The following is a 16,825-nucleotide window of genomic DNA, read 5'->3' on the forward strand; positions in this document are numbered from 1 at the left end:
CATCGGGCGGAGATGGAGAAGCGGGGGTGGCGGGTGGTGGAGCTCGCCGGGCTCGACCACATCCAGGCCATGCAGGCGGCCAACGTCCTGCCCGTGCTGGGGCCGTGGCTGCGCGAGGTGGTGCCGTCCGGCTCCTGAGGTGGTGCGGTCCGGTTCCTGAGGCGTCCGTGGGCGCCGGCCCCGCGTCCTGAGTGCGCGGGGTCAGCGCTCGACGAGCTCGCGCACCCGGGGGACGGCCGGGTGCTCGGGCGGGGCGACCTCGAGGAAACGCCGCAGGACGCGGCGGCCCCTGGGGGGATTCGTGGTGATCTCCGCCGTGCCCAGGGCGAGCAGCAGATCCGGGTTCGCGGGCGACGCGCTGATCAGCGGCCGCAGCAGCGCGGCGGCCTGCCTCGGCCGGCCCTCTTCGAGCAGCGCCACCCCGGCCAGGTACTGGGACCTGCCGGTGTCCTCGCCGGAGCTGAGCACGGTCGCGAACACCCCGCACGAGGTCACCGCCACCAGCGCGCCGAGCCCCATGAGGAGGCCGGCTTTCGCGCGGAGCGGGCTCATGTGAACACGTGCCGGTCCAGCCAGCGGTGCGTCAGCCCGCCGGCCAGCCGTCGGACGATCACGCCGTTCCGGTCGATCAGGAACGTCTCGGGCAACCCGCGTGCGCCGAGCTCCAGCGCCAGCCGGCCGCCGGGGTCGGGGAGCTGCGGGAACGCCTCCGCCCCCGCCGCCAGGACGTGCCGTCTGGCCGCCGCCGCGCCGTCGCGGACGTTCACCCCGACCACCCGCACGCCCTCGGCCCGCAGCCTGGACGCCGACCGCACCAGCGCGGGCAGCTCACCCCGGCAGCGCTCGCACCAGGACGCCCAGAGGGTGACCAGCACCCGGTGCCCGCGCAGCCGGGCGAGCGAGAAGTCCGACCCGTCGAGCGTGCGGCCCGACAGCTCAGGCACGCGTGCGGCCGCTGCGGGGCCGCCGTCCGGTGCGACCGTGTCGCCGTTCAGCCCGTGGGCCAGCGCCGCGACCAGGCCCGTTCCCGCGCACAGCGCCGCGGCCCACCCGAACAGGCGGGCCCGGCTCGGCCGCGTGCCGTCGCCGTGGCGGCGGGCGAGGTGGTCACGGAACCTGTCGGTCACCGTTTCAGCATCACCCGCGCCCGCGCCGCGATCCCAGGCGACACACCGGGCGGGAAAGCGCGTGCGGGCTCGTGCGTGCCTCCCCGCCCCGCACCGGCCGTGACGCTAAGTTGGTGTCGCGCACGCGGCGTAAGGGGGGACTGCGGCGTGAATTCTCGATCTTCACTCGCCGTTGGCCTGCCGACCGCGCTCACCGTCTCGTCGCCACGCAGCCGACGCTGATCGGTATGGGAGCGCGGGTGAGCGGCCGGACCCCGGAGAGGCGCTCATTGGTCCCGGTGCGGCCAGGGAGAGGCGCCGACCACGACTCCGTACAGCACGTGGTCGGCCAGCAGGGCGATCCGTTCACGCGCGGTGTTCTCCGGCCGCGGCAGCCCGAGCACGGGCGCGATGGCCGTCTCGAACGCCACCCACGACAGCACCCCGAACACCGGCCCCGACCAGGGGTTGGCTCGCACCGCGCGCGGCATCGCGCCGAAGCACGCGCCGCCGGCCGCGCCGTAGAGCCAGTGCACGATCTCCACCGCGCCTTGCCTGCGCTCGACGGGGATCCGCTGGAACAGCCGGGGCGCGGTGTGCGCGATCACCGACTCCGGCGGGGTCGCCTTGACCATGCCCAGCGAGGTCGTGAGCTGGCGCAGCCCCGACATGGCCATGGCCGCGATGGCCCCGCGGGCGGCGGACCGCACGATCGAGGTACGCGGTCTCCTGTGCACGTCGAGGCTGACGTCTTCGTCCAGGTCGGCGGCCTGATAGGCGGCTCGGTCGCCGGCCTGGTAGGTGGCCTGGTAGGTGGCGTCGGACAGGCTCTCTGTCATGGTTTGCAGCCTTCGTCAGCGCGGTATGCCCGCTACGTAGAGGTACTGGTCGGATACCGAATGAAAAAAGGCCTAAACCTCTTCAATGGCCAACAGGGGGGATGTAGGCCGATGAATGCCGCGATGGCGGATGAAATCCACATCTTGTGGACATCGGGGGGCGTCCTGCGGAAGGTGCACTCACCGGCGCTCGGCACGAGCGCATAGGGGGCGGTCATGTTGCTGAACGAACGCATCGGCAGGATCGAGGCCCTGCTCGAACGGGCCGACCCGCCGGCCATCGAACTGGCCCAGGCGCTGCTCGACCTGTACGGCGAGGGCCTGACGCGCATCATGGCCGCCGCCGACGACGACGCGGCCCGGCGGCTGGCCGGCGACCCGCTGGTCGCGCACCTGCTGCTGCTGCACGACCTGCATCCGGTGGACGTGGGCACGCGTGTGGCCGACGCGCTGCGCGGCACCGGGGCCGAGCTGGTGGACGTGGCCGACGACCTGGTACGCCTGCGGCTGCCCGCGGGCGGCTGCCGGTCCACGATCGGGTACCTGGAACAGGCCATCCGCGACGCCGCGCCGGAGATCGAGCGCGTCGAGATCGAACAGCCGCCCGTGGTGATCCCGGTGGACAACCTGCTGGGCGGACGGGCATGAGCGGACCGGCGCGGACGCCGGGCGCGCGAGCACCCGACCAGGGCAAGAAAGCCAGCTACCGACAGGAGCCGGACATGAGTAGGGACCAGCAGATCGACACCGCAGCGCCCGGCCACGAAACCGGCACCAGACCCGAGACTGTCCACGACCCGTTCCTGTCACTCCCGATCATCGGCGTCGAAGCAACCGCCGCCCCGGCGCCCGGCCTGCGTTTCGAGGTGACGGGCGTCGAGGAGGCCGCCGCGGAGTCGCCCGCGCTCCGCTTCGAGGTACGCGTCGACAACCCCGGCGGCCCGCCGATCCGCTCGCTCATGCTCAACACGCAGATCAGGATCACCGCCGCGCACCGCGCCCACGACCAGGACGAACGGGAGCCGTCCCGCCGGGCCCCGCGCAGCCTGCTGTGGGCGCGGGTGGCCACCCAGGTGCCCGCGTTCACCGGCGGCACGGTCACCGGCGTCGAGGTGCCCTGCGGCAGCGACTACGAGGTGGCAGCCGCGCAGTTCTTCCACGCCGGCGACAGCTCGGACGTACCGCTGGAGTTCCTGTTCGGCGGCACCGCGTTCTACGTGGCCGGCGGCCGGCTGCAGGTCGCGCACCTGCGCTGCGAGAGCGGGTTCAGGATGCCGGTGCGGGTCTGGCAGGACCTGATGGACCGCTGCTTCCCCAGCAGCGCCTGGGTGCGGCTCAGCCGCGACGCCTTCGACCGCCTGCACGCCTACCGGGTCAGGCACACGCTCACCGGCTGGGACGACGTGGTGACCTCGCTGCTCAAGACCGGCGGGGACTGACCCGTGGACCTGGTGCGGAAGATCGCGCGGGCCGTCCTGTACGACGGCTACCTGCTCTGGCCGAACGGCCGGGCGGCGGCGCTGAAGGACCAGCAGCGCGGGACGGCCGGCGGCATACTGCCCGAGCCGTACGCCCGCGCGCACGAGGGCGACGCCTGGCTGGCCCAGACCCAGTGCCTGCTCCTGGCCGACCCGGTCGACACCGTGGCCGTGCACGTCAGGTTCCTGCAGCTCGTCACGTGCGACCTGGCGCGCTTCTCCGACGGCCGGCTGGAGCCGGTGCCCGAGCTGGTCGTCGGCGGGGCGAGGCACGTGGCCAGGCAGGAGGCGCGGGAGCGCGAGGCCGCCGTGACCGGGCTCGACCTGGCCGAGCTGCTGCGCCGCCCCGCGGTCATGGACGTCGACATCCTGGCCGACCAGCAGGCCGAATGGCTCGGGGAGTCCGGCGTGCGGCTGCTCGGCTGGGAGGAGCTGCGCGGCCGGGTGGAGATCCAGGCCGAGCGGCTGCGCAGGGGCGTCTTCCGCCTGACGGTCAAGGTCATGAACACCACGCGCTGGCAGGGCGACACGCGGGCCGAGGCGATGAAACGCGGGCTGATCTCCGCGCACACCGTGCTGAGCACGGACGGCGGCCGGTTCGTCTCGCTCATCGACCCGCCGGACGACCTGCGGCGGCTCGCCGCGGGCTGCCACAACGTGGGCACCTGGCCGGTGCTGGTGGGCGAGGAGGGCGAGCGGCACACCATGCTGTCCGCCCCGATCATCCTGTACGACTACCCGCGCAGCCCGGCCGAGCTGTTCGACGCGGCGGAGATCGACCGGTTCCTGACCCTGAGCACGCTCGCCCACGGTGAGCGCGAGCAGCAGGAGTCGTGACGCCCATGGACCTGCGCACGTCCCCCGGCCCGCCCCGCCCGCGCATTCTGGTGACCGGGTTCGGGGCGGGTGGGTTCGGCGCGGCGGTGGCGCGTGGGCTGGCGGCCGGGCCGCCGCTCGCCGACGTGATCGACGTCCCCGCGAACGGCCTGGACCTGGCGTGCGCGCTGCGCCGCGGCTACGACGGCGCGATCCTGGTGACCGCCGCCCCGCGCGGCGCGCCCCCGGGCACGCTGACCGTGCTCGAACCCCTGGACCCGCGCACCGACGGACGCCGCTCGCGCCCCGGCGAACCCGACCCCGTCGAGGCGCTCAGGCCGGTCGGGGAGCTGGGCCGCCTGCCCGGCCGGGTGCTGCTCGTCTGCCGGGAGCCCGGGCAGGAGACGACCGCCCACGAGACGCCGGCCGAGCGGACGGCGGCCGTGGACGAGGCGATCCGGCTGGTCCGATCCCTGGTCACCGCCATGATCGCGGAACGAGGCTGAGGGCGAGGCGAAAGTCAGGCCGGGTCGGTGGAGACCAGTTCCCAGAGCAGGTGGCACAGCGTGCTCTGGGCCGCCTGGATCCGGCGTATCGTCGACGCCGGCACCGCGAAGAGATGGTCGACCAGGTCGTCCTGCGCCATCCGCCCGCCGCCGGGCCCGGCCAGTCCGATCGTCGTCATGCCGCAGCGCCTGGCCTCGGCCAGCCCGCTCAGCACGTTGTCGGAGCCGCCGCCGGTCGACAGGGCCATGGCCAGGTCACCGGCGCGTCCGAACGCGCCGAGCTGCCTGCTGAACGCCACCTCGAACCCGACGTCGTGGCCGAGCGCGGGCAGCAGCGGCGGCTCGTCCGCCAGTGACAGGGCGGGCAGGCCGCTGCGGGAGAACAGCCGGGCCACGGACACCGCGTCGGCGCCGCTGCCGCCGTTGCCGAAGGTGAACAGCCGGCCGCCGGCCAGGAACGCGGCCGCCATCGCGACCGCGCAGCCCGCCAGCGGCGGCGCGAACAGGCGCAGCACCTCCTGCCGCAGCTCCGCGCGCCGCCTGGCCCGGTCGGCGGCGTTCACGGCCGGGCGGAGTTCCTCGCCGCCCTCGCCCAGGACCGGCCTGGCGGCGGTGCGGGCGGCGTGGGTTCGGCCGAGGAGATACTGCACCCGGTTTTCCTTTCTCTGCGCTCTCGGCCCATTCCACCGGTTCTGCCGCCGGGCGCGTCCCGTTACCCGGCCAGGGTCTCGCCAAGGTCGGGTCAAGGCGTGTCAAAGATGCTCGGGCAGCGCGCGCATGCGCCCGATGATCGCGGTGGTCGAGCGGTCGGGCAGGTAGTCGAGCACCTTCACCTCGCCGCCGAGCGAGCGCACCAGCGGCGCCTCGGCCAGCATCTCGGCGGTGTAGTCGCCGCCCTTGACGTACAGCTCGGGTCTGATCATGCGGAGCAGGCGTTCCGGGGTGTCCTCGTCGAAGGTGATCACGTAGTCCACGTCGTTGAGCGCGGCCAGCACGGACATGCGGTCCTCGCACGGGTTGAGCGGCCGTCCCGGGCCTTTCAGCCTGGCCACGCTGGCGTCGCTGTTGACGGCCACCACGAGCACGTCGCCGAGCTGGCCGGCCTGTTCGAGGTAGGTCACGTGGCCGCGGTGCAGCACGTCGAAGCAGCCGTTGGTGAACACCACGCGCTCGCCCCTGCGCCGGTGCTCGTCCAGCAGCTTGGCCAGGCGTTCGGCCGTCTGGACGGTGCCCTCCTGCCTGCGCAGCGCGCGCAGCAGCTCGTAGCGGGTGCAGATGGCGGTGCCCGGCCTGCGTACCACGACCCCGGCCGCGGCCTGCCCGGCCTCGGCGGCCTCCTCCGGCGCCGCGCCGCCGGCCAGCCACAGGGCGAAGGCGGCGGTGTAGGTGTCGCCCGCGCCGGTGGCCATGTGCTGCGGCGCCGGCTGGGCGTACGTCCGGTACGGCGGCGCGCCGTCGCGGTGCAGCAGCGTGCCCTCGCCGTCCAGGGTGGTCACCACGAGCGTGGCGCCGGTCGCCGCGAGCAGTTCGGCCGAGCGGGGCATGAGGTAGGCCAGGCGGTCGGCGGCCTGGTCCTGGTCGTCGAGCAGGCGTACCACCTCGGCGTAGTTGGGCAGGACCGCGGTGGGCGCGGCCGCGCGCCAGGGCGCCACCGTGTGGGCGTCCACGACCAGCAGCGGGTGCCCGGCCAGCGAGTGGCGCACGGCGGTGGTGAAGACGCCGCCGCCGTAGTCGCAGGCGACGACCACGTCCGCGCCGGCCGCGGCGGCGGCGATGCGCTGGAGCAGGTCGTGCTCGGCGGCCTCGGGGATGACCGCCAGATCCTCCTCGTCGTAGCGGGCGGTGAGCTGGCCGCTGGTGACGAGCCTGCGCTTGTGCGCGGTGCGGCGTCCAGGCACGGTGATCAGGTCGGTCTCGACGCCGAGCAGGCGCAGCGACCGGATCAGCTTGTCGCCGCACTCGTCGTCGCCCACCACGCCGACCAGCCGGACGCGGGCGCCCAGAGCCACCAGGTTCGCGGCGGTGTTGGCCGCGCCGCCGGGTGCCTCCTCGGTGATCTCCAGGCTCATCACCGGCACCGGCGCCTCCTGCGCCAGCCGTTTCGCCGAGCCGTGCAGCCAGGAGTCGAGCATGACGTCGCCGACCACCACCGCGCTGATGTTCCCGGACTCCATGGCGTTCTTCATGAGGAGCGAATACCGACAAAAGCCCTGCTCAAACGCCAAGTACTCCAAACCGCCATCAAATACGGCCCTTCCGGAACCCGAGTTATCGGCTGCGAATTTATGGGTAGCCGGGCCGATATGTACCGCCCTGCAGACCTTGACGTGCTCATTCCCACCAAGGACCGGCCGGCCGCGCTGGCGGTCACGCTGGCCGGGCTGGCGGCCCAGACGTCCGCCGGCTTCAGGGTGGTGATCTCCGATCAGTCCGGCCGGCCCGCGAGTGAGGACCCGCTGGTCGCGGCCGCGATCAGGATCCTGGGCCATCGCGGGCAGCCGGTCGAGCTGCTGCGGCACGTGCCTGCGCGGGGCCTGGCCGAGCAGCGGCAGTTCCTGCTCGACCAGGCCGAACGCCGCCTGGTGCTGTACCTGGACGACGACGTGTGGCTGGAGCCCGACGCGGTCGAGGTGCTGCTGTCGGCCATCGGCGAGCTGAACTGCGGTTTCCTCGGCTACGCCCTGCACGGCCTGTCCTACCGGGACGATCTGCGCCCGCACGAGCTGGAGCCGTACGAGGAGTGGGACGACGTCCGCCCCGAGCGCATCAGACGCGAGAGCCCGGCCTGGGACCGCTACACGCTGCACAACGCGTCCAACCCGCTGCACCTGGCCGAGAAGACGGCCAAGGACCGGCCGTGGTGGCCGTACAAGGTGGCCTGGATCGGCGGCTGCGTGCTCTACGACCGGGCGCGGCTGGTCGAGTGCGGCGGTTTCGCGTTCTGGCCCGGCGTGCCGCCCGACCACGCCGGCGAGGACGTCGTGGCCGAGCTGCGCGTCATGGAACGCTACGGCGGCGCCGGGCTGCTGCCCAGCCGCGCCTACCACCTGGAGCTGCCGACCACCGTCGTGGACAGGAGCGCGGAATGCTACGACTACGTGCTGGAGACCCGGTGAACGGGCGCGTGGACGGCGTCGAGAGCATCGCCGTGCTGCGGGCCAACGCGATCGGGGACTTCCTGGTGGCGCTGCCCGCCATCGAGGCGATCAAGCAGGCGTACCCGCGGGCGCGGCTCACCCTGCTCGGCACCCCCTGGCACGCCGGGTTCCTCGACGGCCGCCCGGGGCCGGTGGACGAGGTGCTGGTCCTGCCGCCGATCTCCGGCCTGTCGACGCAGGAGAGCGGGCTCGACGCGGGCCAGGAGTTCTACGCCGGGCTCCGGCGGCGCGCGTTCGACCTGGCGGTGCAGATTCACGGCGGCGGACGCTTCTCCAACCCGTTCGTCCGGCGGCTGGGCGCGGGCATGACGGCCGGCCTGCGCGCCCCCGACGCGGAGAGCCTGGACCGCTGGGTGCCCTACCAGTACTACCACCACGAGACCCTGCGCTTCCTGCAGGTCGCCGCGCTGGTCGGCGGGGTGCCCGGCGATCTGGAACCCCGGGTGCCCGTCACCGGGGCGGACCGGCGCGAGCTGGCCGAGTCGTACGGCGAGCCGCCCGCGGGACTGGTGGCCGTGCACCCGGGCGCCACCGATCCGCGGCGGCGCTGGCCGGCCGAACGTTTCGCGGCCGTGGCCGACAGTCTCGGCCGTCCCGTCGTGGTCACCGGGACTCACGCGGAGAAGGACCTGGTGACGTCGGTCGTGGCCGCGATGCGCCGCCCGGCGACCGCGGTCGTCGGCACGCTCGGCGTCGGCGCTCTCGCCGCGCTCTACGCGCGCTGCGACCTGGTGATCGCCAACGACACCGGGCCGCGGCACCTGGCCGCCGCCGTCGGCACGCCCACGGTGGGCATCTACTGGTGCGGCAACCTCATCAACGCGGGCCCGCTGACCAGGACCAGGCACCGTCCGCTGATCTCGTGGACCACCCAGTGCCCGCGCTGCGGCGCCAGCGGCGTGGACCTGGACGCCGAACGTTGCCCGCACGACGAATCCTGGGTGGCCGACGTGCCGGTCGCCGCGGTGCTGGAGCAGGCCGACGACCTGCTGACCGGCCACTTCCGTGAGGAGAGCTGACATGGTGATCGACGAGCTGCAGCTGGCCATCGACGAGGCGTACCAGGGCAAGGACAGGACCGGGGTGCGCGAGGTGTATTCCGCCGCCTCCGGGCACGTGGCGCTGCCCGCCGACCTGCTCGCGCATCTCAACGAGGTGCCCGAGGGCGTCTACACCAAGCGGGAGATGGCCGAGGCCATCAACGAGGTGATCCGCGGCCGGGGCGAGGAGGGCACCGTCGGGCTGCTGGAGATCCCCGAGCAGGTCCGGCCGGTGGAGGAGACGATCGAGGCCGAGCGGGCCGTACAGGACGAGACGCCGCTGGAGTTCCTGAACCCGACGCCGACCCGTCCTGACGTCAACCGGCCTGACGGCGACGCATAGCGAAGGGGGTCGCGCGGCGTCTGAGAGGGTGATGACAACCCTCTCGGAGGTGATCGTGGACCCCGCGGACGAGCAACGCTTCCGCGAGTTCGTCGCCGCGCGCTCTCCCGCCCTGATGCGGCTCGGATTCCTGCTCACCGGCGGTGACCAGCACGCGGCCGAGGACCTGGTGCAGAGCGCGCTGGCCAAACTGGCATCCAGGTGGCGGCGCGTGGCGGCGCCCGAGGCGTACGCCAGGCAGATCATGTACCGACAGCAGGTGAGCTGGTGGCGGGTGAGCGGGCGGCGCGGTGAGGTCGTGCAGGCCACCCCGCCCGATTCCGCCCAGGACGACCTCACCCACCGCAGCGAGCTGCGCCTGCTGCTGCGCGACGCGCTGGCCAGGCTGACCGCGCGGCAGCGCGCCGTGCTGGTGCTGCGTTACTTCGAGGACCTGCCGGAACGGGAGGTCGCCGAGGCGCTGGGCTGCTCGGTCGGCACGGTCAGGAGCACCGCGCACCGGTCGCTGGCCCGCCTGCGCGAGATCGCCCCCGAACTGGCTCGCGAACTGGAGGCCGTGACGTGACCAAGCTGCTCAGCGACACCCTGCACGAGTGGGCGGGCGAGGCCAGGGTGCCGCACGACCTGGCCGACCGGGCGCTGCGCGGCCGCGCCGGATCGCGCCGGCGTGCCGCGCCGATCGGCCTGGCGCTGCTCGCGACCGGGCTGGCGACCGTCGTGGCGGTGTCCGGGCTGACCGGGCCCGCCGTGCGCCCGGCCGGGGTCACGCTGCCGCCGCGTCCCTCGCCGGTGGCCACCGACGTGCGCGCCGACCCGGAGCACGCGCCGCCCACCAGGCTGGTCACCGCCGGGCGGCTGGCCGTGTCGGCCTTCCACACCGTGCGTGAGGAGGCGGCGGCCGGCCTCTTCCAGCACTTCCGCCGGAGCTGGTCGGTGTACGACCCGCGCACCGGCGGCTACCGGCCGATCGCCGGCGCCTGGGTGGACGTCGCGCCCGGACTCCGGGTGGCGGCCGTGGTCGACGGCGATCACCTCGGCCGGCGGGTGGGCGTTCTCGACCTGGAGACCCGCCGCTACCTGACGTGGATCGAGCTGGAGCACCCCGTCGCCGCCGTGACCTGGTCGCCCGACGGCACTCGGCTGCTGGCCACCGCCTACCGCGAGTCCCCCGACCGGTACGTGCGCGGCGAGACGATCGCGGAGCCCGTCCCGCCCAGCCCCAGGACCGGCTTCTACGTCATCGACGTGCGGGCGGGCACCGCCGACTACCGGGCGCTGCCCCCGCGCGCCGGGCAGCGCATCGCGCTCGACCAGCGCGCGGACCTCGCCTGGAGCCTCGACGGCGGCTCGATCTACGAGCCGACCTCCAGCAGCAACCCCGACCGGGTCTTCTACACCCTGGCCGGCGAGCCCCGCGACGCCCCGGCCGGGCAGCGGTACGCCGAGCACACGCCGTACTCCGCGCTCTCGCCGGACGGCCGGCGGGCGATCGGCACGCTCCGGCTGCCCACCGTGATCACCGACAGCCGGACCGGGGCCGAGATCGCCCAGCTCCCGGTGCTCGAAGTGCTCGCCTGGGCCGACGACGACCACGTCGTCGCGGTGGACTGCCCCGGCGACTGCGCGGACCGGCAGGACAAGGGGCTGGCGCTGGTCAGGGCCGACGGCACGGGGAAGCCGACCCGGCTCACCGCGAGCACGAAGAGCGCCTGGCAGTGGGTGCTGACGCCCAGGTAGCCGGTTTTGTACTGCTTGTTCCAAAATCCTGTTACGATCCTCCCGTACCTGTCGTGAGCAGTGGGGAGTCGATGATGGGCGCACGTTTCGAGGGCAAGGTCGCGCTGGTCACCGGCGCGAGCGGGGTCGTGGGGCGGGCCACGGCCAGGGCGCTGGCCCGCGAGGGCGCCGCCGTGCTGGTGGCCGGCCGCGACGAGGCCAGGCTGGCCGAGTCGGTCAAGCTGATCGAGGAGGACGGTGGCCGGGCCGCCGCGTTCACCGTGGACGTCACCGACTCCGCCGAGGTCGCGGCCATGGTGGCGGCGGCGGTCTCGCGGTTCGGCGGCCTCGACGTGGCGGTCAACAACGCCGGGATCTTCGGCCGGCTGGCCCCGGTGGCCGACTACGACGAGGACGTCTGGGACGAAGTGCTCGGGGTGAACCTCAAGGGCGTATTCCTGTCCATGAAGCACGAGATCGCGTACATGCGTGACCACGGCGGCGGCGCCATCGTCAACGTGGCCTCCAACCTCGGCGCGCACTGGCGGCTGACCGGCGCGGCGCCCTACGCGGCGGCCAAGGCCGGAGTCAGCTTCCTGACCCGCGCCGCCGCCCGCGAGGCCATCGGCCAAGGCGTGCGCATCAACGCGGTCAGCCCCGGCCCCATCGACACGCCCATGTCGGCCAGGCCGGGCGAGACCCGCGAGCAGCGCGACGAGCGCATGAAGGACGCGCTGCCGATCGGCCGCGTCGCCGCCCCCGAGGAGATCGCCGCCGCGATCCTCTGGCTGGCCGGCCCGGAGTCCGGTTTCGTCGTCGGCCAGGACCACGTCATCGACGGCGGCGCCACCGCCTGAACCCGGGTGGCGGGTGGCGGTGTGCGAGGTGCGATTCCCGGCGGGTGACCGCCGTTCCCGACAGGCGGTCGTGGAGCGTGCGTCCGGCGGGGTCGAACAGCGCCCATGCGCCGTCGAGCGCGATCACGAGCACCCCCGGCTCCCCGCCGAACAGCAGCAGCGGGAAGATCGCGGCCCGCAGCGCCAGCCGGCGCCACCCCGGGCGCTCGCCCGTCTCCGCGCGCACCACGCGGAGGTCCATCGCCCACTTGCCCGGGCTGCGGCCGGAGAACGCCTGGAGGAAGACCAGGAGCAGGATCGGCGACGCCTCGAAGTCCAGGTGCCTGGCCTCGTGCAGCACGCCGCCGTAGAACGGGAAGATCCCGGCGAGCAAGAGCACGACGAGCAGTGCCACGTAGTCGATCAGGATCGCCGCCGGCCGCCGCCAGAGCGTCCCGGGTGCGGTGTTTGAGGCAAGGCCCGGTGAGAGGTTCGTGGCCAGGAGTACCAGCAGGGCGGCGGCCAGGTAGCACAGCTCGACGCTCGCCCAGCCGGTGACCAGTTCCTCGAACCAGCCCGGATCGGTTTCAAGCGCGATGGCGACCTGGAACGGCGAGTCGTGCACCCGGGTGAAGATCGCCACGATCACGGCCAGTGCGAGCACCTCCGCCGCTCTCGTGCCGACGCCGCGTCTCGTGCCGACGCCGCGCAGGCACGCGACGAACGCCGCCGCCACCAGCAGCGCGGGAACCCCCCACGTCACCGCTGCCTCCAGCAACTGGGCGAGGTCGGCTTGGAGCGCGTCCAGCCAGAAGGACGGGGGCGGGAAGGGCCTGACGAAGGAGAGCATCCCCCTGTACAGCTGCGGCTCCTCCGCCGGTTCCAGGAGGAGTGGACGCCAGAACTCCCAGGTCGGGTACATGGCGGTGGACAGGGCGGCCCACCAGGCCACCAGCGCTGGTCGGGATAAAGGGGGCACCGGGTTCCTCGTTTTTCGCGACACCCTACTCGCGGAGCCGGACGGCTGGTCGGGCAATATGTCTGGCATGTCGGAGTCGGTGACCCGGTACGCGGTGTGCAACCTGTGCGAGGCGATGTGCGGGCTCCGGATCGAGGTGTCCGGTGACCGCGTCATGAGCATCCAGGGCGACGAGAACGACCCGCTGTCACGCGGGCACATCTGCCCCAAGGCCGTGGCGCTGCAGGACGTCCGCGACGATCCCGACCGGCTGCGCCGCCCGGTGCGCAGGACCGCGGACGGCTGGCGGGAGATCTCCTGGGACGAGGCGTTCGACCTGGTGGCCAAGGGCCTGGCCAGGACACGCAAGCTGCACGGCGCGGACGCGGTCGGGGTATACCTGGGCAACCCGGTCGTCCACAGCCTGGGGACGATGACGCACCTGCTGCCGTTCGCACGCATGCTGGGCACTCGCAGCAGGTTCTCGGCGGCCTCGGTCGACCAGCTCCCGTTCATGATCGTGTCGTACCTGCTGTACGGCAACCAGTGGCTGATGCCGATCCCGGACGTCGACCGCACCGACTACTTCCTGATCTTCGGCGCGAACCCGGCGGTGTCCAACGGCAGCATGATGTCCGCGCCGGGCATCGGCAGGCGGCTGAAGGAGCTGCGGGACCGGGGCGGTCGCTCCGTGCTGTTCGACCCGCGGCGCACCGAGAGCGCGCGGCTGGTGAGCGAGCACCACTTCGTCCGTCCCGGCACGGACGCGGCGCTGATCTTCGCGATGGTCACGCACATCATCGGCACGGGCCTGGCCAGGCCGGCCGCCTACGTGCACGGCCTGGACGAGGTGGCCGCGGCGCTGGCGGCGTTCACGCCGGAGCGGGCGGCGGCGGTGACCGGCGTGCCCGCCGAGACGATCAGGCGGGTGGCCCACGAGTTCGCCACCGCCGGGGCGGCCGCCGCCTACGGCAGGACCGGCGTGTCCACCCAGCGGTTCGGCGCGCTGTGCCAGTGGGGCATCCAGCTGCTCAACCTGGTCACCGGCAACCTCGACCGGCCGGGCGGCACGCTGTTCGCCAGGCCCGCGGTCGACCCGATCGCGGCCCGCCAGGTCGAGCCCGGACACTACGGCGAGTGGCGCAGCCGGGTGCGCGGCCTGCCCGAGTTCGGCGGTGAGCTGCCTCTGGCGGCGCTGGCCGAGGAGATCGCCACCCCGGGCGAGGGCCGGGTCAGGGCGCTGCTGACGGTGGCGGGCAACCCGGTGCTCTCGGCCCCCGGCGGCGACCGGCTGGCCGCGGCGCTGCCCAAGCTGGACTTCATGGCCTGCGTCGACTTCTACGTCAACGAGACGACCAGGCACGCAGACGTGATCCTGCCGCCCACCGACCTGCTCGAACGCGACCACTACGACCTGGTCCTGCGCATGTTCGGGGTCAGGGACACCGCCAGGCACTCGCCGCCGGTGTTCGCCAGGCCCGACGGCGCCCGGCACGACTGGGAGATCTTCCGCGAGCTGGGCCGCCGCTACCACCGGCTGACCCGCGCGGGCTCGCCGCTGGACCGGCTCGTGCTCCGCCTGTCGCCGCTCCGGCTGGTCGACCTGGCACTGCGGACCGGGCCGTACCGGCTGTCGCTGGCCAAGGTCACCGGGCGCGGCGTCGATCTCGGGCCGCTGCGCCCGAGCCTGCCGCGCCGGCTCAGGACCCGCGGCAAGCGCATCGACCTGGCGCCCGCGCCGCTCCTCGGCGACCTGGACCGGGCGAAGCAGGAGCTGATCCCCGGCGACCTGGAACGTGCCGAGCGGGAACTGCTCCCCGGCGACGCGTCCCAGTTGTTGCTGATCGGGCGCCGCCACCTGCGTGACAACAACTCCTGGCTGCACAACTCGCCCAGGCTGGCCAAGGGCCGGCCCAGGCACCGGCTGCTCATGCACCCGTCCGACCTCGACGCGCGCGGCCTGGCCGACGGTCAGCGGGTGCGCCTGCGCTCCAGGTCGGGCGAGGTGGCGGTGGAGGTGAGCGCGAGCGAGGACATCATGCCGGGCGTGGTGAGCCTCCCGCACGGCTACGGACACGCACTGGACGGCGTCCGGCTCGCCACCGCGCGCGGGATCGGCGGCGTCAGCGCCAACGACGTGACCGACCCCGGCCTGCTCGACCACCTCGGCGGCACCGCCGCGCTGAACGGCGTGCCCGTGACGGTCGAGAAGGCCTGAAGGCCCGTGCCCTCCGGGTGGACCGGGGGACACGAGCCGTCAGCGGGTCAGAGCCGGGAGATGCGGACCGCGTCGGCGATGACGTAGCCCGTGCCCGAGGTCCAGCGGCTCACGCCGACCACGTTGTAGGTGCCGGCGTTCAGCGAGAACGTGCCTATGCTGCGCCACGCCCCGCCACCGGATCTCTGGTCGACGTAGACCGTCTGGTTGCCGCCCGCCGCCGCCACGATGTACGGCGCCGAGCTGTTGTAGCCGGGATCGTCGGGGTACCAGACCTCGATCCGGTACGTGCCCGTGGTCGGGATGCTCGCCTGGTACCAGGCCGGGTCGCTGGCGGCGACCGGGTTGGCGAAGCGGTAGTCGGCGCCGTAGCGCTGCGTGGAGAACGTGGAGGTGCCCCAGTTGGCGCCGGCCGAGAAACCGGCACTGGCGTTGTCGACCGTCGTGGTCCAGGACGGCGTGCCGCCACCGGTCACGTAGTTCATGTAGGTCGTCCAGTTCCAGTGCGAGCCGGGGTCGGTGTGCGTGGCTCCGGGAACCTGGTTGTGCCCGATGATGTGGGTGCGGTCCTTGGGGATGCCGTACCTCTCGCACAGCCACTTGGTCAGGGCCGCGGACGAGCGGTACATCGCGTCGGTGAACCACGAGGCGTCGTTGACCCAGCCCTCGTGCTCGATGCCGATCGACCGGTTGTTGTAGGTGGAGTTGCCGGCGTGCCAGGCGACGTCCTTGTCACGCACCATCTGGGTGACGGCGCCGTTGGACGACTTGACCACGTAGTGCGCGGAGACCTGGGCGCTGGGGTTCTGGAACCAGGAGATGGTGCCCGCGTACGAGCCCTGCGTGACGTGGATGACCACGCGGTCGATGTTGTAGCTGGTCTCACGGCTGGAGACCCGGTAGTTGCTGGAGCTGGCCGGCACCCAGGTGGCGTTCGGGTAGTCGGCCGCGGCCAGGGCCTGGATCTGCGGCGCGGCCTCGTACTGGCCGCGTTCGGCCTTGACCTCGTGCGGCTTGACCGTCACGCCCTTGGCGCTGAGTCCCAGGCCGAGGAACTCGTAGACGGCGTCGGCGTAGAGCCTGGCCATCTCCGGGCTGGCGGCGTTGCCGTACTTGGCCACGGCCTCGTACCAGCGGCCCTCGTCCTTCCTGGCGGCCTCGTCGAGCCCCAGTGCGTCGGCGTGGGCGCGCAGGACGGCGGCGCCGCCCATGATGTTGGCCGAGTCCTCGGCCTTGAGCTGCTGGGGCGGCAGCCCGGTCAGCTCGGCGGCCTTCTCCAGTGCCTTGGTCGTCGGGTTGCTGACCAGGTGCATGACGCCGTAGCCGCCGCTCGCGCTGGGCTCGCCGCGGTGGTTGTCGAGGTGGGTCTCCGCGTAGCCGAGCGCGACCAGCAGGTCGCGCGGGACGTCGTGGGCCGCCGCGGCCTTGGCGAACGCGGCCGGCAGCGGGAGATCGCGCTGGGCCAGGGCGGGCTGACCGCCGATGAGCAGGAGTGCGGTGAGTACGGAGGTGACGAGGGCTGCTAATCGCACGCGAGACATTTGGGGGGCTCCTCGTTGCGTGGGGTATCGGGTGCACCGTACGGCACCTTCTGACCGATGTCGATAATTGACATTACAGAGGTGTTAGGTGAAACTTTCCGCCCGCGCGGGCCAACGGGAGGCGTCGAGATTGGGTCCCCCCGGAGTCTGTGAAAACTATTGCGCTTTGATCCGAAGGAACTGAAACTTCCTTTCGTGACCGCGCTCCTGCGTATCGCCCTGGCGACGCTCACCGTCGTCCTCGTCAGCGTCATGAACCCCCTCCCCGCC

The 16,825-nt window shown here is 72.9% G+C and carries 18 protein-coding genes; 11 read left to right on the forward strand and 7 right to left on the reverse strand.

Annotation, left to right across the window (positions count from 1 at the left end; genetic code table 11):
• Positions 1-201: 201 nt before the first annotated feature.
• From HII36_RS45040 to HII36_RS45050, 3 genes are all read right to left on the reverse strand, one after another.
• Positions 202-552 carry a tetratricopeptide repeat protein gene (locus tag HII36_RS45040; protein ID WP_173529500.1) on the reverse strand — a complete coding sequence of 117 codons (351 nt, stop codon included), beginning with the start codon at positions 550-552 and terminating at the stop codon, positions 202-204.
• Positions 549-1,127, reverse strand: coding sequence for a TlpA family protein disulfide reductase (locus HII36_RS45045; RefSeq protein ID WP_173529501.1), 579 nt, complete (start codon positions 1,125-1,127; stop codon positions 549-551). The genes HII36_RS45040 and HII36_RS45045 overlap by 4 nt, the downstream gene beginning before the upstream one ends.
• A 266-nt stretch (positions 1,128-1,393) precedes the next feature.
• Positions 1,394-1,945: a hypothetical protein gene (locus tag HII36_RS45050; protein WP_173529502.1), complete on the reverse strand. Its 552-nt coding sequence runs from the start codon at positions 1,943-1,945 to the stop codon at positions 1,394-1,396.
• A gap of 216 nt (positions 1,946-2,161) precedes the next feature.
• Here HII36_RS45050 and HII36_RS45055 point away from each other — a divergent pair, with 216 nt between their 5' ends.
• The 4 genes from HII36_RS45055 to HII36_RS45070 all read left to right on the forward strand — a co-directional run bounded on the left by HII36_RS45055 (position 2,162) and on the right by HII36_RS45070 (position 4,745).
• Positions 2,162-2,593: a nitrogen fixation protein NifU gene (locus tag HII36_RS45055; protein WP_173529503.1), complete on the forward strand. Its 432-nt coding sequence runs from the start codon at positions 2,162-2,164 to the stop codon at positions 2,591-2,593.
• 74 nt (positions 2,594-2,667) lie between these two features.
• Entirely contained in the window at positions 2,668-3,384 is a 717-nt protein-coding gene (locus HII36_RS45060) for a DUF6084 family protein (protein ID WP_173529504.1), read from the forward strand.
• 3 nt (positions 3,385-3,387) lie between these two features.
• A complete protein-coding gene (locus tag HII36_RS45065; RefSeq protein WP_173529505.1) occupies positions 3,388-4,260 on the forward strand; it encodes a hypothetical protein in 873 nt (290 codons plus the stop codon).
• Positions 4,257-4,745, forward strand: a complete 489-nt coding sequence (locus HII36_RS45070) for a hydrogenase maturation protease (RefSeq protein WP_173529506.1) — start codon at positions 4,257-4,259, stop codon at positions 4,743-4,745. The genes HII36_RS45065 and HII36_RS45070 overlap by 4 nt, the downstream gene beginning before the upstream one ends.
• Before the next feature lie 14 nt (positions 4,746-4,759).
• Here HII36_RS45070 and HII36_RS45075 read toward each other — a convergent pair whose 3' ends face one another.
• Together HII36_RS45075 and rfaE2 are read right to left on the reverse strand one after the other, a co-directional pair.
• Positions 4,760-5,395 carry a D-sedoheptulose-7-phosphate isomerase gene (locus HII36_RS45075; protein WP_173529507.1) on the reverse strand — a complete coding sequence of 212 codons (636 nt, stop codon included), beginning with the start codon at positions 5,393-5,395 and terminating at the stop codon, positions 4,760-4,762.
• A 102-nt stretch (positions 5,396-5,497) separates the two neighbouring features.
• Positions 5,498-6,931 carry a D-glycero-beta-D-manno-heptose 1-phosphate adenylyltransferase gene (gene rfaE2 / locus HII36_RS45080; RefSeq protein WP_173529508.1) on the reverse strand — a complete coding sequence of 478 codons (1,434 nt, stop codon included), beginning with the start codon at positions 6,929-6,931 and terminating at the stop codon, positions 5,498-5,500.
• Positions 6,932-7,072: 141 nt separating this feature from the next.
• Between rfaE2 and HII36_RS45085 the strand changes: the two genes are divergently transcribed.
• From HII36_RS45085 to HII36_RS45110, 6 genes are all read left to right on the forward strand, one after another.
• Positions 7,073-7,861: a glycosyltransferase family 2 protein gene (locus tag HII36_RS45085; protein WP_217370754.1), complete on the forward strand. Its 789-nt coding sequence runs from the start codon at positions 7,073-7,075 to the stop codon at positions 7,859-7,861.
• Positions 7,858-8,922 carry a glycosyltransferase family 9 protein gene (locus HII36_RS45090; RefSeq protein WP_328808179.1) on the forward strand — a complete coding sequence of 355 codons (1,065 nt, stop codon included), beginning with the start codon at positions 7,858-7,860 and terminating at the stop codon, positions 8,920-8,922. Before HII36_RS45085 ends, HII36_RS45090 begins: the two co-directional genes overlap by 4 nt.
• Position 8,923: 1 nt before the next feature.
• Positions 8,924-9,286, forward strand: coding sequence for a hypothetical protein (locus HII36_RS45095; RefSeq protein WP_173529511.1), 363 nt, complete (start codon positions 8,924-8,926; stop codon positions 9,284-9,286).
• A gap of 31 nt (positions 9,287-9,317) precedes the next feature.
• Positions 9,318-9,851 carry a SigE family RNA polymerase sigma factor gene (locus tag HII36_RS45100; protein ID WP_217370755.1) on the forward strand — a complete coding sequence of 178 codons (534 nt, stop codon included), beginning with the start codon at positions 9,318-9,320 and terminating at the stop codon, positions 9,849-9,851.
• Positions 9,848-11,023, forward strand: a complete 1,176-nt coding sequence (locus HII36_RS45105; protein WP_173529512.1) for a hypothetical protein — start codon at positions 9,848-9,850, stop codon at positions 11,021-11,023. Before HII36_RS45100 ends, HII36_RS45105 begins: the two co-directional genes overlap by 4 nt.
• Positions 11,024-11,097: 74 nt before the next feature.
• A complete protein-coding gene (locus tag HII36_RS45110; protein ID WP_173529517.1) occupies positions 11,098-11,859 on the forward strand; it encodes an SDR family NAD(P)-dependent oxidoreductase in 762 nt (253 codons plus the stop codon).
• On the opposite strand, the gene HII36_RS45115 is transcribed toward HII36_RS45110, so the two are convergent.
• Positions 11,834-12,817, reverse strand: a complete 984-nt coding sequence (locus HII36_RS45115; protein WP_173529513.1) for an RDD family protein — start codon at positions 12,815-12,817, stop codon at positions 11,834-11,836. The two genes, HII36_RS45110 and HII36_RS45115, sit on opposite strands and share 26 nt — an antisense overlap.
• A gap of 67 nt (positions 12,818-12,884) precedes the next feature.
• Between HII36_RS45115 and HII36_RS45120 the strand changes: the two genes are divergently transcribed.
• The gene (locus HII36_RS45120) at positions 12,885-15,014 is read left to right on the forward strand and encodes a molybdopterin-dependent oxidoreductase (protein WP_173529514.1); all 2,130 of its coding nucleotides are present in this window, start codon (positions 12,885-12,887) and stop codon (positions 15,012-15,014) included.
• Positions 15,015-15,061: 47 nt separating this feature from the next.
• Here the strand turns inward: HII36_RS45120 and HII36_RS45125 are convergent, their stop codons facing one another.
• On the reverse strand, positions 15,062-16,555 hold the full coding sequence (locus HII36_RS45125; RefSeq protein WP_173529515.1) for a golvesin C-terminal-like domain-containing protein: 1,494 nt from the start codon (positions 16,553-16,555) through the stop codon (positions 15,062-15,064).
• Positions 16,556-16,825: the final 270 nt, after the last annotated feature.

This window comes from Nonomuraea antri, from assembly GCF_013283785.1.
GTDB classification, from domain to species: Bacteria; Actinomycetota; Actinomycetes; order Streptosporangiales; family Streptosporangiaceae; genus Nonomuraea; species Nonomuraea antri.